The following is a 19,204-nucleotide window of genomic DNA, read 5'->3' as shown; positions in this document are numbered from 1 at the left end:
AGGTATCTCATTTTGGTGAGATACCTTCTTTTTTAATCTTTCTTCAATCTTCGTGCGACACCATTTCCTAAAGACTGTAGTCCTTGAACGAGGATAATTAAAATGAACACGGTCGCATACATTACTTCAGGTTCATAGCGTAAATGTCCGAAGCGATATGCTAAGTCCCCTAGCCCGCCAGCACCTACAAGACCAGCCATTGCTGTTGCGCCAATTAAGCCAATCGTTGCAATTGTTAATCCAAGTACAAGGGAGGGACGCGCTTCTTTCACCATGACGTGCCAAATGATTTTTATAGTAGAGACTCCCATTGCTTGATATGCTTCAATAACACCACGGTCTACTTCTAATAAAGCCGTTTCCATTAAACGTGCAATATAAGGAGCTGTAAATACGACAAGTGGTACAATCACACCTTGCACACCAATAGAGGTCCCCATTAGAAACTTTGTAAAAGGTAAAATGAAGAATAATAGAATGATAAATGGAAGAGAACGAATGATATTAATAATTGTATTTAGAATAGGATAGATGATTTTATTTTCGCGCTGTCCACCAGGTCTCGTTAAAACAAGTGTGACGCCAAGTGGTAACGCAATAAGGATAGAAATTAACAGCGAAATAGATGTCATTTGAAATGTTTGAATGGTTGCTTCCCATATGACTTTACCCCATTCATCCAAAAAGGACTTGTTTCCCATAGTCAGCTCTACCTCCTTCTACGATGATTCCTTGCTCTTGTAAAAACGATAAAGCACGGTGAATTTCATTTTGTTCACCTTGCATATGAACGACAAGTTTCCCGTATGCCTCGTTTTTTAATTGCGTAATATTACCGGATAAAATATTCGGATATACTTGGAAACGTTTTGTGGCAACAGCTAAAGCAGGTTCTCCTGAAGTAGTACCAATAAATGAAAGGGTTACGATTTCCCCGGTGCTTTGTAGCTCTTTTTGTACCTCTTCTGGAATTTTCGCTGCAAAGGCACTATTTACAAATTTCTTTGTTGTTACATGTTGTGGGTTTGTGAAAATATCCTTCACAGTCCCGCTTTCGACTACAGCCCCTTGTTCCATAACAGCAACCTGGTCGCATATACGTTGGATAACGTTCATTTCATGTGTAATGAGTAAAATCGTAATTCCGATTTCTTCGTTGATTTTTAATAACAAATCAAGAATAGAATCAGTTGTTTCTGGATCTAAAGCACTCGTTGCTTCGTCGCTTAATAACACTTCTGGTTCATGTGATAGTGCACGTGCAATGGCAACACGTTGTTTCTGGCCACCAGAAAGTTCACTTGGATAGGCATCCTTTCGAGTAAAAAGATCGACAATACGTAAATACTTTTCTACTCTTTTTTCAATTTCTACTTTTGGAATGCCAGCAAGACGTAACGGTAATGCGATATTTTCATAAACGGTAACAGTTTTAAGTAAATTGAATCCTTGAAAAATCATCCCGATTTTTTGTCTCGCTTTTGCTAGTTCTTTTGTAGACAGTGTTGTTAAATCTTGCTCGTTTACAATGATATTTCCTGTTGTTGGTTTTTCTAATAAATTTACACATCGAATTAATGTACTTTTGCCAGCGCCGCTATATCCAATGATTCCAAATACTTCACCCTTTTTTACTTGAAGGGAAGTAGACTTAAGAGCTTCCACATTCCCTTTTTTTGTTGTAAATACTTTGGAGACATTGTTTAATTCAATCATTATCGTCAGCTCCTACCAAGACGGTAAAACAGAACCATCAAATTTTTTCTCGATAAATTCTTTTACTTCTTTAGACTGATAAGCCTTCTTTAATTTATTTACAACAGCATCATCTTTATTTTCAGTACGAACAACGACCCAGTTTACATATGGTGAATCTTTTCCTTCACGGAAGATAGAATCTTTCGCAGGGCTTAATTTTGCACCTAATGCAAAGTTTGTATTAATTGCAGCTGCTTTTACTTCACTTAGTTGTGTTGGTAATTGAGAAGCCTCTAATTCAACGATCTTTAAATTTTTTGGATTTTCAATTACATCTTTTGCAGTCGCTTTTTCTGTAGCCTTTGGATCCACTTTTAAAACACCTGCTTTTTCAAATAGTTTTAAAGCTCGAAGTTCATTCGTTGGATCATTTGGTACAGCAATTGCATCGCCATCTTTTAAGTCCTTTACATCCTTTAAGCTTTTTGAATATACGCCCATAGGGAATGTTACTGTTGAAAATACTTCGGTTAATTTCATATTACGTTCAGCTTTAAATACGTCTAAATATGATTTCGTTTGATAGCTATTTACATCAAGGCTTTTTTCATCGAGTGATACGTTCGGTGCTACATAATCATTAAATACTTTTATATCGATTTCGAGCCCGTCTTTCGCAGCCACTTCTTTTACCTTCTCAAAAATTTGTTCATGCGGTCCACCTGTTACACCGACAGTAATCTTTTTCTCATCTAACGCTTTTACTTCTTTATCTGAACCTCCGCTACATGCGCCTAATAATAATACAGCCCCACTTACAATGCTTAATAATACTTTCTTCATCTATAATTCCCCCTTAATATACGTTCCAAAATAAAAAGCACCTCTCAAAAATAAGAGAGGTGCCGAATAGACAAAATAGATTCCTCTCTTATCTTCCAAAACGAAAACTCGTTTTGCAGGAATTAGCACCTTAGCTTATACGTTATAAGCTCGGTTGCCGGGCATCATCGGGCCAGTCCCTCCGCCACTCTTGATAAGAGTATGTGTATGTAGTTTTTTAATATGGTACTAATAGTAAATCTTACAAAAAGAATTGTCAATGTTATTTTCTGAATATATTTTATTTTAAGGTAATAGAAACATTACCTTTCTTATGTCCCTGTTCCACATACATATGAGCTTCAGCAATTTCTTCTAATCGGTAGGTTCTATCAATAACAGGTTTTAAATGTTCTGTTTCAGTTAGTTCTTTTAGTAGAATCATATCCTCTTTACTTACCTTTGCTATCATTCCATTAACAGATACATATTTTCCATTGGGTGTTAATGTATTTGTGCAAAGGGATTTTTTATACTTCCCAACTGCATCAAATATAATATCGTAGCGCTCGCACCGCTTAGTAAAATCTTCTTTCGTATAATCAATTATTGTATCAGCTCCTAAAGATTGAACGAGTTCAAAATTTGAATTACTACAAACAGCCGTAACGGTCGCACCGAAATATTTAGCAAGTTGTACAGCAGCTGTTCCTACTGATCCTGAGGCACCATATATGAGCACTTGTTTCCCTTTTTTTATACGGCCCTTTCTTAGGAAATGTAATGCTGAAGTTCCGCCAAAAGGAATAACTGCCGCTTCTTCATACGTCACATTGGTAGGTTTTAATGTTATTAATCCACTTTCATGTACGCATGTGTACTCGGCATAACCACCGAGGTTTAGTTCTGTTAATGCAAAAATTGGATCACCTTTTTTAAATTGAGTTACATCTGTTCCTATTTCTTCGATTTCACCGGATAACTCTACGCCGAGTATAGGTTTTCTTGGTTTTCTGAAACCTAATATGATCCGCATGGGAATCCAAAATAAGAGGGGACTATTAAAACCGCGTATTCTACAATCTCCAGTTGATACACTTGTTGCGTGAATTTTAACTAATACTTCGTTCTTTTTAGGCGTAGGTTTCTCTATATTTCGAAGCTGAAGAACGTTAGGTGGTCCATACTGTGTGCAAATGATCGCCTTCATAATGACCTCCTGAAATGAGTTGTTGTTATTTACATCATATTTAAACTCTTCATTAAACATGTCGCTATATAGCGAATATAGATTAAAAATTGTATAGATTTCATAGGAAAAGAGGTGATATTATTTTGGGAAAGGGGGCGACATTATGAAAAAAATTATTTTTATTTCAAGTTTAGTGTTTGCAATCAGTCTAGGGGTAGGGTGTAGCAATGAGAAAACAACAAAAACTGATGAACCGAAAAAAGAAGCCATGCAGAAAGAAAAAGAATTAGCAGCGAAGGATGTTTTCAAGAAAACGAACGAAGCTTTTAAAAATGAAGAACATGTAACGATGACATATGATGTAGAGATAAAAGCTGAAGGAACAGAGATGAATATATTAAAGGCTAAGATGCAATTAGAGCCAAAGACAAAGAATTCTCGTTCTGAAATGAATATTTCTGGTACAGATGTTGTAGTGTATACTGTGGATGGTAAAGTTGCTGGTGAGGTAAAAAACCCTAATACAGGAGAAGTTATAACCGTACCAGAGGAGCAATTAAACGCTGGTGGAATGAAAGCGACTCAAGATATTATAGATAAGTTAGAAGTACCGGAAGTAGTTTTAGATAAAATGAAGATGGAGAAAAGCGGAGATAAATATAAACTGAGATTTACATTAAAAGGGCAAGAAACAGAAAGTATGTTAACTAGCATGGATGAAACGCAGAAGAAAATGTTACAAGCACAAAATGCGAAGATAGAAGAAGTGGATGCAGAATATATCATTACAAAAGATTTTAAATATGAATCAGCAAAGATAGACATGATTATGAGTAGTAATGGCAAGGATAAAGCACACATTATTACGAACGCAAAATATACGTCGTACGAAAAGTTTGACCCAATACAATTGCCAGCAGCAAAGTAACAATTTTGATGAGGGGGGACCTAAAATAAGGTCCCCTCTTTTTGGTATACTTTCTTTTTAGGAAACTAGGTACAATATGAAGAGGGAAAACTGTAGAAGAGGAGAGTGTCATTTGAAAAAAAGAAAGATAGCGGTGGTCATTGTAGCTTATACAGTGTTGCTTGCAACATCTGTAAATACATATAAAGAGCAACTAAATCATCCAATTATGAGCGATGTAGGAAAGTTACTTCCAACGAAAATTAAACGTGTTGAACATGCTGAGGATGAAAGTTCATTAAAACAGGTCGTGCAAGATGCAAACGTTTCTGGAGAGAAGATTTCTATTGCAGGTATGCAGCATAGCCAAGGCGGTCAGACGTATTATCCGAACGGTACGATGCTTGATATGAAAGGGTATAATGAAATATTAGAATTCGATGCGGAGAAGAAGAGGATTAGAGTGCAAAGTGGTGTCACATGGAATGACATTCAAAAGAAAATCAATCCATATGGTCTTGCGGTTCAAGTGATGCAATCTCAAAATATTTTTACTGTTGGTGGTTCATTAAGTGTAAATGTACATGGGCGTGACATTCGTCATGAAGCATTGATTGATACAGTAGAGTCGTTTAGGTTGTTAATGGCAGATGGTACGGTGCGTAATGTAAGTAGAGAAGAAAATGCGGATCTGTTTCCGTATGTAATTGGGGGATATGGATTGTTTGGCGTGATTTTAGATGTGACGCTAAAGTTAACAGATGATGAATTGTATGAAGCGCATACGAAGGTACTAGATTATAAAGAGTACTCTTCATATTTTAAGAATAAAGTGCGAAGGGACGAGAATATACGTATGCATTTAGCACGTATTTCTGTTGCCCCACATTCATTTTTAAAAGAAATGTATGTGACAGATTATGTGTTAGCGAAAGATCAGCAGAGGTTGAAAGAGTACAGTAAATTGAAAGAAGAAAATATTATAGCTGCGCCAAAATTTTTACTCGGTTTATCACGCTATAGTGATTGGGGAAAGGATACATTTTGGGATATACAAAGAAGTTATTTTGAACGTACAAATGGTAAGTACGAAACACGAAATAATGTAATGAGATCGGATAGTGCCTTTATGGAATACGATAATCCAAACTTGACCGAGATTTTACAGGAATATTTCGTACCAATAGATAGTTTTGCAGCGTATATAGATGACTTGCGAAGTGTTTTGAATGAAGAGGAATTAAACCTTCTTAACATTACCATTCGCTATGTAGAAAAGAATGAAAATGCGGTACTATCTTATGCGAAAGATGATATGTTTGCGCTTGTGCTTTTAATTAATCAAGGGCGCTCAGAGGATGAAATAAAGAAAACAAAAGCAGTCATTCAGAAGATGATTGATGTTACTTTAAAGCATAGTGGAAGTTATTATTTACCGTATTATTCTTATCCAGAAAAGGAGCAACTAAAGCAAGCATATCCTCGCATAGAAGAGTTCCTTCAGAAGAAGAAGGAAGTAGACCCAGAGGAACGGTTTGTGAATTTATTTTATAAGGAGTATAACAAATGACATATAGAAGATTTGTAGCATCACAAAGCATAATTATGATGGCGGGAAGTATGGTATTTCCTTTTTACATTCTATTGCTTCGGAATGTTGGGAATAGCTTTTCACAGTTTGGCTGGGCGTATGGCTTATTTGCCTTAACTTCAGCACTTGTATATCCGGTAGTAGGAAAGTTGTCTGATCGAGTAGGTGATCAGAAATTATTAATTATATATGCTTGGTCCATGGCAGTATTAATGCTTTGTTTCCCGATTGCCACGGAAGTTTGGCATGTGTACATTCTTCAAATTTTAATGGGTGTTTTAGGTGCTGTGCAGCGTAATACGGAGAAGACATCGTTAGCGCGAAAAGTTGTGCAAGAAAATGCTGGTTATGAGATTGGAAAATATCATGTGTGGACATCGATTGGAGGAGCAGTAGCAATTATTGTAACGGGATATTTAGTAGATTTCTTTACGATTGGTACGATTTTTTATATTGCATCTATCTTATATGTAGTAAGCGGAGTTGTATTAAGTAGTAAAAAAATATAATCATTCCCATTTTTACCTGAATACCCTTTATTTGTTATACTAAAAGGGAAGACAAATGAAAAGGGGACATTGCCTTTGATGAAATTTTTAATTTTAGCTATTCTCACTTTGTTTTTGATTCCATGGACAAGAAGCGGTAGTAAACTTCGAGCAGTGGATAAGAAAGGGGATGAGAAGGTTGTAAAGGGTAAGAAATCATCCATTTTAGTTATTCCTGTTTTATTTTGGATAGGTATTGCAATCTATGAATATTTTTGGCTAATTGATGATCGCCCAGATTCGATTCTTACTCATTATTCTGTTGCAGTAGCAATTTTAATTGGGCTTGTTTTATTTTCACAAGATCAAATAGGGAAATTAGAAGGTACGTTAAAAGGACTTCTAATGTTCGTTTTACTCGCAAGTTATGGCTACTTTGGTTATTTGCACGATATAGTAATCTCGCAAAAGAAATATGATTCTGTTGTGAGGGTAGAGAAAGATATTTCAGAGCCATTTACTGAAAATGATCAGCCGTTTACAGTGCCGCCAAAGACAGCGGAGAATAAGATGAAAAAGGTATTTGGGGATATTCCGAAAGTAGCTTATTTTGAGCTAGGAGAATTAACGCCGCAAATGGTAAATGGTGAGGCTTTATATGTAGCACCGATTGAAGTTTCAGGCTTTTTTAAAGCACGTAAAGCTGAAACAATTCCAGGATACGTAACGATGTCAGGTACAAACCCTGATGCGGAAGCGAAACTACATCTCGGTTATAAAATGAAATACGTGCCAAGCATGTTTTTCGGAAATAATTTAGAGCGTGTGGTAAGGAAAGCAGAACCAAATTTAATCTTTAAAGGGAAACCAAAATTTGAAGTTGATGATAAAGGGAAACCGTATTATACAATGACGTACGGTGAATTTATTTCAGGAAGATCTGGATTTGAAGTAGAGGGCGTTGTAGTAGTAGATGCACAAACAGGTGAAGTGAAAAGATACAATAAAGGAAAGGCACCTAAATTTGTTGATGGTGTATTAAATCACGAGACCGCATCTACATTAAATACGTATTTCGGTAAATATATCCATGGTTTTTGGAATACGAAATTCTCGCAAACTGATATGAAGATCCCGACTGAGTGGGGAACGAAAGAAGGAGTTACACCAATCTTCGGTAAGGATGGAACGCTATATTACTTTACTGATTTCACGTCTCCGAAAGAAGGAGTAGATTCTGCGTTAGGTTACTCACTCATTGATGCGCGTACAGGTAAGTTGTATTACTATAACGGAAAAGAAGTAAAGGGAATTATGGATGGTTCGGCTGCTTCGGAAGTAGTGGATAATTCCTTTAAGAGAGAAAAGTGGCATGGGACAATGCCGGTTATTTATAACGTGTATGGCAAACCTTCTTGGATTGTACCGGTTATTGATGATGGAGGATTAGTACGTGCTCATACGGTTATCTATGCTTCTAATGCGAAAATATTTGCAACAGGTTCGACGCAAAAAGAAGCGCTTGAGAATTATAAAAATGCGCTGAGTGGAAGTGGAGATTCATTTAGACCGACTTCAAATGGGAAAGAGGCGCAAAAAGAAGGCACTGTACAACGTGTATATAAAGAAAAATCAGGTGAAAATACAATCGTGTACGTGCTGTTAGAGAATGAACAAAAAGTATTTATGATACCTGTGAAGAAATTCCCATATGCTATGTTTACAGAAGTGGGAGATCCAATTCAAATCACATATTTAGATACAGGAGAGGCGATGTCTTCCGTATCTAAATTTACAAATAGTAATTTGAACAAGTAAAGCGATAGAAATTCTATCGCTTTTTTTTACAGAATTAAACAGGAAAATGCGCTATACTTGACGTATGTTTATGTTGTAACTATAATTGTTACGATTTAGTATGTATAGGAAAGGGTGAACGAAAAAAGTGAATGAAGTTAATCAGGAAATATATAAGCCTGTAAAGATGAACAGGTTATGGATGATTCTTGTGTTAGGAACACTTACGGCGATTGGGCCATTATCTATTGATATGTATTTGCCTTCGTTACCGAAATTAACGGATGACTTGCAAACAGGTGCATCTCTAGCACAGCTTACATTAACAGCTTGTTTGCTTGGGCTTTCAGTAGGACAATTATTTGTTGGCTCAATTAGTGATATTTACGGAAGACGCAAACCTCTTATTATTGCTCTTATTATTTATGTTGCTTCTTCTTTACTTTGTGCTGTTGCGCCATCTATTTGGACCTTAGTGTTATTGCGCTTCCTACAAGGAGCTTCAGGATCAGCCGGGATTGTTATATCACGTGCAATGGTACGTGATATGTACTCGGGTTCTGAAATGACGAAGTTCTTCTCACTGCTCATGTTAGTAAACGGAGCAGCACCTATTTTGGCACCGATTATTGGGGGACAATTATTGCAGTTTACAACATGGCGCGGTGTTTTCATCGTTCTTGGAGCAATTAGTGTATTCATGTTAATATCAGCTACTTTCGTATTACGTGAAACATTACCTCCTGAAGAAAGAGAAACAGGTGGTTTGTCAGGGACGTTAGCGACGTACGGAAAACTCCTAAAAGATCGTTTGTTTATGGGATATGCATTGTCACAAGGATTAGTAACAGCGGCAATGTTCGCTTACATTTCGGGATCACCATTTGTATTGCAAAATATATACGGGGCATCACCACAGCAATTTAGTTTATTCTTTGCAATCAACGGTATTGGTATTATTATTGCTAGTCAGGTTACGGGTCGTTTAGCGGGGAAAGTGAATGAGAAGACATTATTTGTTGCTGGTATTATTATTGCAGCTGTTGGTGGTTTATCTTTACTACTGACAATCTTACTAGGAATAGGGTTAATTGGTGTTTTATGCTCGTTATTCCTTGTCGTATCAAGTGTTGGGGTTGTCTCAACAACTGGGTTCTCATTAGCGATGAGAAATCAAAAACAAGCTGCAGGAACAGCATCAGCTTTATTAGGCTTATTACAGTTCATTTCAGGAGCGCTTGTTGCACCGCTAGTAGGTATTGGTGGAAGTAACACCGCATTACCGATGGGTGTTGTAATAGCTCTTTGTGAAATTGGTGCGGTACTATGCTATTTATTTATGGCCAGAAGAAGTGAAAAGCAGTTTGAACTGCAACAAAGACAAAATTTAGAGGCTTAACAAAAAAGAACTGATTCAAAGGTAATATTTGAATCAGTTCTTTTTTTCATTTCTTTGAAATACCTCATACATATTATTCATGATCGTATCATATAAAACAGCAAGTTTATCCCACACCCAGCGATTACTATCGACTTCTTTTTCACCGCAGTCGATAATATCGGTATGATCGGTAATTTTATACGCTTTTTTAACGATAATAGGAGCAATCTTCGGTATGCGTGGGATTTCTTTTAAGATATCTGCAAAGTTTCCAATGTAGACGTGACCGATGATTTCGATTGTTAATGATTTATCCGATATATTTAGCACAGTATAAAATTGATTTGTATGTTGTTGTTTTAAATATTGGGCTAACTTAAATGGAGCATGTTTCTTTTTTAATACGCGGCGAAGGCTCTCTGTATTTTCAATATGAAGTGATTTTTCGCGAATGAGGACACGAATATCTTCTCCCATAAAAGGCATTGTGTTGTACATAGATGATTCTCCTTAAAAACTTACATATGCTTGCTTTATGCATATGTAAGTCTAGCATGGTTTGTTCTTTATGTGTGCTTACATTTTTGTAAGGTGCTGTAGTAAAGCAGTGCAAAAGTTATTTGTATAAAGTGACGATACTGTGACAAACATGTTGGTATATATGTTACGATGTCGTCTTAAGTGTAAAAAGTAGGATGTTCTCGGTATAATAACAAGTGGAGATAAAAGAAACTATAAGTAATAGCTGTAGATAAAAGGAGAAGAAGAGATGAAGAAGGTTTTGGGTATTGCTGTAATGGGAAGTATGCTCCTTCTAGCAGGGTGTAATGGAAATAAAGATACGAAAGAACCGAAAGAAAAGGTAGAGCAATCTACTGAACAAACAGAAGAGATGAAAGAATATCTTGCAGTACATGAAAAATACGATGTAAAGATGAATAAAGAAATTAATAAAGCACTGCAGTTATTTGAAGTGGCAAAAGAAAAGGGCGGTAAGGAAATAACGAATGCTACATATAAAGAAGATGTGCAAAAGGTAACGACTAGCATGTTAGAAGATATTGATCATATACGTAAAGAAATTCGTGTTCCAAAGTCGAAAGAGCAAGAACATGAGGTATATGCTGGTTTCTTAGATGAATCGGAACAAGCAATGAAAAAATTACAGAAGTTAGCTAAAGAAGAAGATTCATCGTTGATTCGTGATATAGAAATTAACTTTGCAACAGCATCGACATACTATAAACGTTTTCAAGCAGAAACGAAAAAATAACCTTGCCTGTGCAAGGTTATTTTTTCTTCTTACCATCGCCGTCTTCATCCTCGGATACTAATACCTTTTGTTCTTCGTGAAATTCGGAAATAGTTTGTCCAGTAATATTATCAAAGGGTGTGTAAAAAGAGGTGATGCTTTTCTTTTTGATGAAGAGTTTGTAGAAGCCGATGATGACAAGTATAACGATTGTTAAGGGTAATCCTATAGTAGCTAGAAGTAGGGGGTCCATCTTATAGCTCCTTTCATATCTTTTTTTATTATAGGCGAAATACGACATAGATAAATAAAAGTATTAAAAACTGATTTTTCTAAATATATCCAATTTGATTGACTTTTCATTTTTTCAGAATTATAATTCGAAATATACAATTTGAACCAAATAATAATATAGCAATTTACTTATCCAGAGAGGTAGAGGGACTGGCCCTATGACACCTCAGCAGCGGGTTCTGTAATAGGAACACCGTGCTAATTCCAGCAAGCAAGTCTTGAAAGATAAGTGATGGGCTTTGTTTATTAAGCCTTGATCTTATTTTTTAAGATCAAGGCTTTTTGTATTCTAAAAAGAGAAAAGGGAGTAATGGAAAAAGTACGTTAATAAAACTGAGTAAATACATGTGTTTAGGGGGGTTATTGAAGTGTATGTAATTAAAAAATTATCAGTTATGGTGTTCACGCTATGGGTTATTACGACAGTGACATTTCTAATTATGCATATTATTCCGGGGGATCCATTTTCATCAGATGCAAAAATCTTTCCTGAAGAAGTGATCCAAAACATGAGAGCGAAGTATCACCTTGATGAACCGTTATGGAATCAATATGTTGCTTATTTAGACGGCGTAGTTCATTTTGATTTTGGTGAATCTGTTCAATCAACCGGGCAAGGTGTATCAGAAATTATAACAACTGGTTTTGGTCCATCAGCAATTATTGGTTTACAAGCACTTGTTATTTCATTGCTAGTCGGAATTGCTGCAGGTACATTTGCTGCTCTCTATCATGGGAAGGTAATTGATTACGGTGTAAGTTTACTTGCCATCCTCGGTATTTCTATTCCGAGTTTTATTTTAGCACCACTATTTATACAAGTATTCGCTATTCAATTCGAGCTCTTACCAGTAGCCTCTTGGGGTACATTTGAACATACAGTATTACCATCTTTCGCATTGGCATTAGGACCAATCGCGGTTATTACAAGATTTGTTCGTTCTAATATGATCGAAGTATTGCAGAGTGATTATATTAAATTAGCAAGAGCGAAAGGTATACCAATTAAAAAAATCATTATAAGGCACGCTCTTCGAAATGCAATTGTTCCAGTACTTACATTTGTTGGACCATTAATGGCGGGATTGTTAACAGGTACTTTCGTTATTGAAAAGATTTTTTCAATTCCTGGTCTGGGAAAATATTTTGTAGACAGTATTTTTAACCGAGATTATCCAGTGATTATGGGAACAACGATTTTCTATAGTGCATTATTAATTTCTTGTATTTTCATTACAGATATTATTCATCGTATTGTTGATCCGCGTATTCGTTCTATTACGTAAGGAGGGGGGATATTTAAATGGGAGCTTATGAAATTAATAAACAGTTATTAACGAATGAAGAGAAAAAAGAATTAACGATAAATAAAGATCAGCAAACGATTAGCCGAAAAAAGGAAGTACTTCGTAAGTTTGTATCGAATCCAATCGCAGTTTTAGGGTCAGTGACGTTATTACTCATTATTGTATTCTCGCTTATTGGTGAAAGTTTAACGCCATTTACTGCGAGTGAGCAAGTAAAAGAGGCAACAAACTTACCGCCTAGTAGTGAACATTGGTTCGGAACAGATGATTTAGGTAGAGACATATGGGCACGTACATGGGCTGGCGGGAAAATTTCGCTAACAGTTGGATTGGTAGCAGCAGTTCTTGATATAGGGCTAGGTGTACTGATCGGTGGATTTAGTGGATATGTGAGAGGGCGCAATCGCCTTGGGACATTAATTGATGAGTGGATTATACGAGGAATCGAAGTGTTATACGGTATCCCGTATTTGTTAATTGTTATTTTACTATTAATCGTTATGAAACCAGGTCTTTTTACCATCATTATCGCCCTTGCATTAACAGGGTGGATTGGAATGGCTCGTCTCATTCGAGCTCAAGTCTTGTCTTTAAAACAAAGAGAGTTTGTTATTGCAGCGGAGCGATTAGGTACATCGCATATGAAAATTATATATGGACATTTAATTCCAAACTTAACAGGCATTATTATCGTGAATTTGTCATTTACAATTCCAGCGGCTATTTTCTCAGAATCATTTTTAAGCTTCATTGGTCTTGGAGTGCAATCACCAGCAGCGAGTTGGGGGACGATGACGAACGATGCACTTGGGACATTACTAAGTGGGGAATGGTGGCAGCTATTCTTCCCGGCAATCATGATTGCACTCATCATGTTCGCATTTAATGCAATTGGTGATGGTTTGCAAGATGCAATTGATCCGAAAATCGTAAAACGGAATCGAAAGGAGAAAAAACATGGGACAGCTCTTATCTTTAGAAAACGTAACGTTAGCCGTTGAAAAAGAGACCAGTAAGCAAGCAATTGTGAAGCATGTTTCCTTTTCTATTAACGAGGGTGAAATAGTTGCACTTGTAGGAGAAAGTGGTTCAGGAAAAAGTGTTACAGCACAATCCATTATCGGCTTAAATCAAGAAGCAATTCACATTGATGATGGAAATGTATCTTTCCAATCAAAGGAATTAACGAATTTAAAGGAAGCAGAATGGAATCAAATTCGTGGGAAAGATATTTCTTTTATCTTTCAAGACCCACTTTCATCTTTAAATCCGACGATGAAGGTGGGAAGGCAAATTACAGAGGTGATTTTGCAACACGAAAAGAAATCGAAAAAAGAGGCAAAAAAAATTGCAATTAACTTATTAAATGATTTAGGGATACATGAAGCAGAGAAACGCTTTGAACAGTACCCACATCAATTAAGCGGCGGTATGAGACAGCGTATTTGTTTAGCGATTGCGTTTGCTTGTCATCCAAAGCTTGTTATTGCAGATGAACCTACAACGGCATTAGATGTAACGATTCAGAAACAAATTATGGGGCTATTAAAAGAAAGAAAAGAAAAACAAAATACGAGTATTTTATTAATTACACATGATTTGGCACTTGTACGTGAAGTAGCTGACCGAGTAGTTGTTATGTACGGAGGGCGTGTCGTTGAAAAAGGAACGATACAGGAAGTAATAGGTTCTCCTAAACATCCATACACAAAAAGCTTATTACAAGCAATTCCGAATATGGATGATACCGAAAAAGTATTACGTGCAATCGAAGGAACGACACCTTCCATTGAGACGTTAAATAGCTTTGGTTGTCCTTTTGTAAATCGTTGCCCGGTAGCAATCAAAGAATGTATTCATCGTTTTCCAGAGAGAACAAAATATTCTGGGGAGCATAGCTCACATTGCTGGCAGCATGTTCTTGAGCATAACGAAGCGAAATCAAAAGAGAAGGTGAATGCCTCATGACGACAGATTTAATTACCGTAAAGCAAGTAACGAAAACGTATGGAAGTAAAAATAAAGAAATTGCAGCGTTAAAAGATATATCACTTTCTATCCCAAAAGGAACAACACTTGGCATTATTGGAGAGAGTGGTTCTGGAAAAACAACACTTGGTAAGCTCATAGCTGGGATCGAGAGCCCAACGTCTGGTGAAATTGATTATAACGGTCAAGTCGTTCACAAGTTGAATGCAGCTCATAAGCGTGATTTCTTACAGAAAGTACAGTTTATTTTTCAAGATTCCACAGCAGCATTAAATCCGCGCTGGAAAGTACGCGATAGCGTAACAGAAGGATATATTTCATTCGGACTTGGCGATAAAGGATTGAAAGATAAAGTCGCGGGTGATGCGCTAGAGCGTGTTGGGTTAGATAGACGATATATTGATCGCTACCCGCACGAATTTAGCGGAGGACAACGACAACGGATTGCTATTGCAAGGGCGTTATTGTGTGAGCCAGAAGTATTGATTCTTGATGAACCAATTTCAGCATTAGATGTTTCATTGCAAATTCAAATTGTACATTTGCTGCAAAAGATTCAAAAAGAACAAGGCTATACATATTTATTTATCGCGCACGATTTACCGATGGTTCACTATTTATGTGAAAAAGTGGCTGTCTTATATAAAGGAGAACTTGTTGAATTTGGAAATACGGACGAAGTATTCCGTAATCCACAACATTCTTATACAAAAACATTATTAGCATCAACACCAAAAATTTCAGGTTAAAGGAGAATGTAGGATGAAGAAGTTTTTACTGTTTGTCATTATGACTGTTTTAGCAATTACTTCTGTTGCTTGTGGTAAGAAAGAAACGCAAAAGGCGAGTGCTGGTAAGGGAGAAGGCGATCGATTAGTAACGAATATTGGTAGCGATCCATATACGCTTGATTCCGCTATTGCGACAGATAGTACTTCAGGTTATGTAATTGGACATTTATTCTCAAGCTTATATACGCAAGATAGTGATGGGAAATATCAAAATGAATTAGCAGAGAAGGAAGAAGTAAATGCTGATGGAACTGAGTATACAATTCATTTAAAGAAAGATATTAAATGGTCAGATGGTTCTGCTATTACAGCAAATGATTTTGAATTTGCATGGAAGCGATTATTAAATCCGAAAACGGGTTCTATGAATGCGACAGAAATGTATTTTATTAAAGGGGCAGAGGCATACAATACCGGAAAAGGTGAAGAAGGACAAGTTGGCATTCAAGTCATTGATCCTCAAACATTAAAGGTAACACTTGAACACCCAGTGTCTTCCATTAAACAAAAATTAGCAAGCTCATTATTCATTCCATTATCTAAAAAATCAATTGATGATAATAATAAATTAAAAACAGATCCAAAAGAGTTAATTACGAACGGACCATTCACGTTAAAAGAATGGAAGCATAATCAGGCTATTACAGTACAAAAAAATAAAGAATACTATGATAAAAAGGTAACATTAAAAGAAATTGAGTTTCGTATTATTCCAGATTCTAAAACAGCGTACCAATTATACAAATCAAAAGAATTAGATTTACTAAGTGGTTTACCACAAGAAATGATTGAGAAAGAAAAAGGAAATAAAGAATATAAGCGTGTTGCGGGATTCTCATCTTATATTTATTCGTTTAACGTAGAAAAAGAGCCATTCACAAATGCGAAAGTACGTAAAGCATTCTCATTAGCAGTTGATCGTAAGTTTATCGTTGAAAAACTGTATAAAAACAATGCACAAGAAGCAAATGCATTCGTTCCAGAAGGAGCAAAAACACAAAGTGGCCGTGATTTCCGTAAAGAAAAAGGTGGTTACGTTAAATTTGATCCAGCAGAAGCGAAAAAATTACTAGAAGAAGGTATGAAAGAACAAGGCTGGTCTACATTACCTGAAGTAACATTAAAATTCACTACAGATACACAACATAAAAAAGTAGCAGAAGCAATGCAAGAAATGTTTAAGAAAAATCTTGGCGTAGATATTAAATTAGAAAATAAAGAGTGGAAGAGTTACATCGACACATATAAGCAAAGTGATTTCCAATTAGCTTATATGGGATGGGGCGGTTCTCTATTAGACCCAATTACTAAATTAGATTTATATGCAGGTGATGGTCCAAACAATTATGCAAAATGGCATAATAAAGAATTTGATGCTTTAGTGAAGGAAGCAGAAGTTGAACAAAATGAAGATAAGCGTTTTGACTTACTGCATAAAGCGGAAGATATTATGTTTACAGATTCACCATTAATTCCGGTTATATTCCCTTCGGATTCCTATTTACAAAAACAAACGGTATCTGGACTTCAATATTATGTTGGATCTAAGCCAGATTTAAGATATGCAAAAATAAAGAAGTAGGCAATCGCCTACTTCTTTATTTTATTTCTCTTTTATATTCTTTTTTCGTTCCATCAGAGAAGACAACTTCTAAATCAAATTTTTGATAGTCTTTATCAAGTTTGAACACGTTCACTACTTGATCGATTACTTCTTGGTCAGCAGTATCTTTATCAAATTTTAATTCTTGTAGAAGTGGGCTTAATTTTGTGATAGCCTCGTCTCCTGTTAATTTTACATCTGCTTTATGATCTTCAATTTTTGCTTCCATTTTCTTATCAGCTGCTACATTTTTATAGTCTGCTTCGTAGTCTTTCTTTGTATCTTGGTAGTCTGCCTTTAAATCGAATTCATTGAAGTTTAGTTTTAAATCTGCAGGAGCCTCGTTTTTTGCTTCCTCAGTAGTCTTTTTATTAGAAGTTGTATCTTCTTTTGCAGGAGCTTTACATCCTGTTAATGCGGGTACTAGCATAAGAGCTAATAAAACCGATAGTAGAGTTCTCATTATAAATTCCTCCTTATGTAAATTCATTCTATACAAGTTTTTCCCAAAATCATGTAATTATGTATGTGTTGAAAATAAATTATTATTCTGTAATCACAAGGGCTAATCCGCAATTTAAATCAAAAACAATTTGTATGTATATGGTAAATTGAAGTTGTGAGGGAGGGACTAAAATGCATGAAGAATATAAAGAGATAATAAAAAAATCAATTGAATATATAGAGAATCACCTACATGAAGAGCTTACAACAGAAAGAGTGGCATCTCACAGTGCAGTGTCGATGTACCATTTTCATCGTATTTTTCAAAGTTATATTGGGATGAGTGTAACGGATTACATTCGAAAGAGAAGATTAACTCATGCTGCACAGGCTTTAGTATCGAATGAAAGAGCTGTTATTGATATTGCAATGCAATATGGTTTTTCCTCACAAGAGGCATTTACGAGAGCTTTTAAAAGAATGTTTCAATTGCCGCCAAAGAAATATCGAAAGTACTTCCAGTCATTTTATATAGAAAGAGAGGGTGTTTCAATGCAAAAAGGTATACCGAAAGGATGGATCTTAAGTGGAAGTCATCCTGCTGAATATGAGATGGGTTTAGATTATGAAGTTGTCCATCAAGGGAAAGTATCTGCATACATAAAAGCAAAAGAGAATGTTACACACGGAGGATTTTCAACATTAATGCAGATGTTCCGAGCGGATAAATATGTAGGGAAGAGATTACGTTTTACAGCATTTGTTAAGAGTGAAAATGTAAGAGATTGGGCAGGATTGTGGATGCGAGTAGATGGAAAAGATACAGAACCGCTCGCTATGGATAATATGCAAAATCGTCCTATTAAAAATTCGAATAACTGGCAATCGTACTCGGTTGTATTAGATATAAAAGAAGAAGCACTTGGTATTGCATTTGGTGTTTTATTATCAGGAGAAGGTTGTGTGTGGCTAGATAGTATTCGATTTGATGAAGTGGATGAAAAAATTCCTTCAACAGATTTGGCAGAGAACTTTTATGAAACACTTTTAGAAGAGCCGGTGAATCTACAATTTGAAGAGTTAGAAAAGTAAGGAGAAAAGATATGTTCAAATATGTAAAACTAATAAGTATTAGTTTAGTAATATCGTCTTGTATTATGGGGATTAACTATTTGATTAGCTATCTTTGGTCAGGGCATATACCTTCTTTGACGTGGAAAACATATTTGATGTTTGTGTTTATATTTATGATGAGTTTTGGTTCAATACAAAAAGAAAGGGAGGAGGAATATTGACAATAGTCTTCTTCGCATTTCTTTCATTAACACAAATGTTTCTAACTGTGTTTGGAAACGCAGGTATGATTTTTAATATCATCTCACTATCGTTACAACTTGTAAGTTCGGGTGTAATCGTACCACATGAAATGCTTTCTAAAACATATCAAACAATCGGCGGATTATTTCCTGCAACATATGCAGCGAATGACTATTATACAATAATATTCGGAGGAGTTAGTTTAGAGAGAAATATTATTTCATTATTAGTTATTGTATTGGTTACACAATCAGTAGCAGTGATGACTTTAGCTATAAAAGGAATGGTAAAGGGAAGAAGAAGCTCTGTAGTTAAAGAGGCATAAAATAAA

Annotated in this window: 21 protein-coding genes and 2 riboswitches; of the genes, 14 read left to right on the top strand and 7 right to left on the bottom strand. The window is 35.8% G+C overall.

Features of this window, described 5'->3' with window-relative positions:
- Nucleotides 1–32 precede the first annotated feature (32 nt).
- The 4 genes from DN390_RS18660 to DN390_RS18645 form a co-directional block, all read right to left on the bottom strand.
- Nucleotides 33–701, bottom strand: coding sequence for a methionine ABC transporter permease (locus tag DN390_RS18660; RefSeq protein WP_000527151.1), 669 nt, complete (start codon nucleotides 699–701; stop codon nucleotides 33–35).
- Nucleotides 676–1,716: a methionine ABC transporter ATP-binding protein gene (locus DN390_RS18655; protein ID WP_147808080.1), complete on the bottom strand. Its 1,041-nt coding sequence runs from the start codon at nucleotides 1,714–1,716 to the stop codon at nucleotides 676–678. The genes DN390_RS18660 and DN390_RS18655 overlap by 26 nt, the downstream gene beginning before the upstream one ends.
- A gap of 12 nt (nucleotides 1,717–1,728) precedes the next feature.
- Nucleotides 1,729–2,541, bottom strand: coding sequence for a MetQ/NlpA family ABC transporter substrate-binding protein (locus DN390_RS18650; RefSeq protein ID WP_000756984.1), 813 nt, complete (start codon nucleotides 2,539–2,541; stop codon nucleotides 1,729–1,731).
- Between the two features lie 85 nt (nucleotides 2,542–2,626).
- Nucleotides 2,627–2,741: riboswitch (SAM riboswitch) on the bottom strand.
- A gap of 80 nt (nucleotides 2,742–2,821) precedes the next feature.
- Entirely contained in the window at nucleotides 2,822–3,730 is a 909-nt protein-coding gene (locus tag DN390_RS18645) for an NAD(P)-dependent alcohol dehydrogenase (RefSeq protein WP_147808079.1), read from the bottom strand.
- Nucleotides 3,731–3,875: 145 nt separating this feature from the next.
- Here DN390_RS18645 and DN390_RS18640 point away from each other — a divergent pair, with 145 nt between their 5' ends.
- The 5 genes from DN390_RS18640 (at nucleotide 3,876) to DN390_RS18620 (ending at nucleotide 9,894) form a co-directional block, all read left to right on the top strand.
- Nucleotides 3,876–4,640, top strand: coding sequence for a hypothetical protein (locus tag DN390_RS18640; RefSeq protein WP_147808078.1), 765 nt, complete (start codon nucleotides 3,876–3,878; stop codon nucleotides 4,638–4,640).
- A gap of 112 nt (nucleotides 4,641–4,752) precedes the next feature.
- Nucleotides 4,753–6,189, top strand: coding sequence for an FAD-binding oxidoreductase (locus DN390_RS18635; protein ID WP_147808077.1), 1,437 nt, complete (start codon nucleotides 4,753–4,755; stop codon nucleotides 6,187–6,189).
- Nucleotides 6,186–6,719, top strand: coding sequence for an MFS transporter (locus DN390_RS18630; protein ID WP_060629235.1), 534 nt, complete (start codon nucleotides 6,186–6,188; stop codon nucleotides 6,717–6,719). Before DN390_RS18635 ends, DN390_RS18630 begins: the two co-directional genes overlap by 4 nt.
- Before the next feature lie 78 nt (nucleotides 6,720–6,797).
- A complete protein-coding gene (locus DN390_RS18625) occupies nucleotides 6,798–8,516 on the top strand; it encodes a DUF3981 domain-containing protein (protein WP_147808090.1) in 1,719 nt (572 codons plus the stop codon).
- A gap of 166 nt (nucleotides 8,517–8,682) precedes the next feature.
- On the top strand, nucleotides 8,683–9,894 hold the full coding sequence (locus DN390_RS18620) for a multidrug effflux MFS transporter (RefSeq protein ID WP_147808089.1): 1,212 nt from the start codon (nucleotides 8,683–8,685) through the stop codon (nucleotides 9,892–9,894).
- Between the two features lie 33 nt (nucleotides 9,895–9,927).
- Here DN390_RS18620 and DN390_RS18615 read toward each other — a convergent pair whose 3' ends face one another.
- The gene (locus DN390_RS18615) at nucleotides 9,928–10,374 is read right to left on the bottom strand and encodes a hypothetical protein (RefSeq protein WP_147808076.1); all 447 of its coding nucleotides are present in this window, start codon (nucleotides 10,372–10,374) and stop codon (nucleotides 9,928–9,930) included.
- 271 nt (nucleotides 10,375–10,645) lie between these two features.
- On the opposite strand from DN390_RS18615, the gene DN390_RS18610 reads away from it, so the two are divergent.
- Entirely contained in the window at nucleotides 10,646–11,149 is a 504-nt protein-coding gene (locus DN390_RS18610; protein WP_060629237.1) for a hypothetical protein, read from the top strand.
- A 16-nt stretch (nucleotides 11,150–11,165) separates the two neighbouring features.
- Here DN390_RS18610 and DN390_RS18605 read toward each other — a convergent pair whose 3' ends face one another.
- On the bottom strand, nucleotides 11,166–11,381 hold the full coding sequence (locus DN390_RS18605) for a DUF3951 domain-containing protein (protein ID WP_000371390.1): 216 nt from the start codon (nucleotides 11,379–11,381) through the stop codon (nucleotides 11,166–11,168).
- A gap of 167 nt (nucleotides 11,382–11,548) precedes the next feature.
- Nucleotides 11,549–11,654, top strand: a riboswitch (SAM riboswitch).
- Nucleotides 11,655–11,790: 136 nt separating this feature from the next.
- On the opposite strand from DN390_RS18605, the gene DN390_RS18600 reads away from it, so the two are divergent.
- Genes DN390_RS18600 through DN390_RS18580 form a run of 5 tightly spaced genes read left to right on the top strand, consistent with a single transcriptional unit; the run spans nucleotide 11,791 to nucleotide 17,091 of the window.
- Nucleotides 11,791–12,708: an ABC transporter permease gene (locus tag DN390_RS18600; RefSeq protein WP_147808075.1), complete on the top strand. Its 918-nt coding sequence runs from the start codon at nucleotides 11,791–11,793 to the stop codon at nucleotides 12,706–12,708.
- Nucleotides 12,709–12,725: 17 nt separating this feature from the next.
- Nucleotides 12,726–13,730, top strand: coding sequence for an ABC transporter permease (locus DN390_RS18595; protein ID WP_060629239.1), 1,005 nt, complete (start codon nucleotides 12,726–12,728; stop codon nucleotides 13,728–13,730).
- Entirely contained in the window at nucleotides 13,687–14,697 is a 1,011-nt protein-coding gene (locus tag DN390_RS18590; RefSeq protein WP_147808074.1) for an ABC transporter ATP-binding protein, read from the top strand. Before DN390_RS18595 ends, DN390_RS18590 begins: the two co-directional genes overlap by 44 nt.
- On the top strand, nucleotides 14,694–15,467 hold the full coding sequence (locus tag DN390_RS18585; protein WP_147808073.1) for an ABC transporter ATP-binding protein: 774 nt from the start codon (nucleotides 14,694–14,696) through the stop codon (nucleotides 15,465–15,467). The genes DN390_RS18590 and DN390_RS18585 overlap by 4 nt, the downstream gene beginning before the upstream one ends.
- A 13-nt stretch (nucleotides 15,468–15,480) precedes the next feature.
- The gene (locus DN390_RS18580; protein WP_147808072.1) at nucleotides 15,481–17,091 is read left to right on the top strand and encodes a peptide ABC transporter substrate-binding protein; all 1,611 of its coding nucleotides are present in this window, start codon (nucleotides 15,481–15,483) and stop codon (nucleotides 17,089–17,091) included.
- A 16-nt stretch (nucleotides 17,092–17,107) separates the two neighbouring features.
- Here the strand turns inward: DN390_RS18580 and DN390_RS18575 are convergent, their stop codons facing one another.
- Nucleotides 17,108–17,575: a YusW family protein gene (locus DN390_RS18575; RefSeq protein WP_001259643.1), complete on the bottom strand. Its 468-nt coding sequence runs from the start codon at nucleotides 17,573–17,575 to the stop codon at nucleotides 17,108–17,110.
- A 173-nt stretch (nucleotides 17,576–17,748) separates the two neighbouring features.
- Here DN390_RS18575 and DN390_RS18570 point away from each other — a divergent pair, with 173 nt between their 5' ends.
- The 3 genes from DN390_RS18570 to DN390_RS18560 are packed head-to-tail and all read left to right on the top strand — an operon-like array spanning nucleotide 17,749 to nucleotide 19,198.
- Nucleotides 17,749–18,648, top strand: coding sequence for a helix-turn-helix transcriptional regulator (locus tag DN390_RS18570; RefSeq protein ID WP_147808071.1), 900 nt, complete (start codon nucleotides 17,749–17,751; stop codon nucleotides 18,646–18,648).
- Between the two features lie 11 nt (nucleotides 18,649–18,659).
- A complete protein-coding gene (locus DN390_RS18565) occupies nucleotides 18,660–18,851 on the top strand; it encodes a hypothetical protein (RefSeq protein WP_147808070.1) in 192 nt (63 codons plus the stop codon).
- The gene (locus tag DN390_RS18560) at nucleotides 18,848–19,198 is read left to right on the top strand and encodes an ABC-2 transporter permease (RefSeq protein WP_147808069.1); all 351 of its coding nucleotides are present in this window, start codon (nucleotides 18,848–18,850) and stop codon (nucleotides 19,196–19,198) included. The genes DN390_RS18565 and DN390_RS18560 overlap by 4 nt, the downstream gene beginning before the upstream one ends.
- The last annotated feature ends 6 nt before the right edge of the window (nucleotides 19,199–19,204 follow it).

It is taken from the genome of Bacillus sp. SH7-1, assembly GCF_008042405.1.
Taxonomy (GTDB): Bacteria; Bacillota; Bacilli; order Bacillales; family Bacillaceae_G; genus Bacillus_A; species Bacillus_A thuringiensis_N.
This window is presented reverse-complemented; position numbering and strand designations above follow the sequence as displayed.

Excerpts from the sequence above, each read along its gene's own strand:
- DN390_RS18660 (WP_000527151.1), bottom strand. The coding sequence starts at position 701 with ATGGGAAACAAGTCCTTTTTGGATGAATGGGGTAAAGTCATATGGGAA.
- DN390_RS18655 (WP_147808080.1), bottom strand. The coding sequence starts at position 1,716 with ATGATTGAATTAAACAATGTCTCCAAAGTATTTACAACAAAAAAAGGG.
- DN390_RS18650 (WP_000756984.1), bottom strand. The coding sequence starts at position 2,541 with ATGAAGAAAGTATTATTAAGCATTGTAAGTGGGGCTGTATTATTATTA.
- DN390_RS18645 (WP_147808079.1), bottom strand. The coding sequence starts at position 3,730 with ATGAAGGCGATCATTTGCACACAGTATGGACCACCTAACGTTCTTCAG.
- DN390_RS18640 (WP_147808078.1), top strand. The coding sequence starts at position 3,876 with ATGAAAAAAATTATTTTTATTTCAAGTTTAGTGTTTGCAATCAGTCTA.
- DN390_RS18630 (WP_060629235.1), top strand. The coding sequence starts at position 6,186 with ATGACATATAGAAGATTTGTAGCATCACAAAGCATAATTATGATGGCG.
- DN390_RS18625 (WP_147808090.1), top strand. The coding sequence starts at position 6,798 with ATGAAATTTTTAATTTTAGCTATTCTCACTTTGTTTTTGATTCCATGG.
- DN390_RS18620 (WP_147808089.1), top strand. The coding sequence starts at position 8,683 with ATGAACAGGTTATGGATGATTCTTGTGTTAGGAACACTTACGGCGATT.
- DN390_RS18615 (WP_147808076.1), bottom strand. The coding sequence starts at position 10,374 with ATGTACAACACAATGCCTTTTATGGGAGAAGATATTCGTGTCCTCATT.
- DN390_RS18610 (WP_060629237.1), top strand. The coding sequence starts at position 10,646 with ATGAAGAAGGTTTTGGGTATTGCTGTAATGGGAAGTATGCTCCTTCTA.
- DN390_RS18605 (WP_000371390.1), bottom strand. The coding sequence starts at position 11,381 with ATGGACCCCCTACTTCTAGCTACTATAGGATTACCCTTAACAATCGTT.
- DN390_RS18595 (WP_060629239.1), top strand. The coding sequence starts at position 12,726 with ATGGGAGCTTATGAAATTAATAAACAGTTATTAACGAATGAAGAGAAA.
- DN390_RS18590 (WP_147808074.1), top strand. The coding sequence starts at position 13,687 with ATGGGACAGCTCTTATCTTTAGAAAACGTAACGTTAGCCGTTGAAAAA.
- DN390_RS18585 (WP_147808073.1), top strand. The coding sequence starts at position 14,694 with ATGACGACAGATTTAATTACCGTAAAGCAAGTAACGAAAACGTATGGA.
- DN390_RS18580 (WP_147808072.1), top strand. The coding sequence starts at position 15,481 with ATGAAGAAGTTTTTACTGTTTGTCATTATGACTGTTTTAGCAATTACT.
- DN390_RS18575 (WP_001259643.1), bottom strand. The coding sequence starts at position 17,575 with ATGAGAACTCTACTATCGGTTTTATTAGCTCTTATGCTAGTACCCGCA.
- DN390_RS18570 (WP_147808071.1), top strand. The coding sequence starts at position 17,749 with ATGCATGAAGAATATAAAGAGATAATAAAAAAATCAATTGAATATATA.
- DN390_RS18565 (WP_147808070.1), top strand. The coding sequence starts at position 18,660 with ATGTTCAAATATGTAAAACTAATAAGTATTAGTTTAGTAATATCGTCT.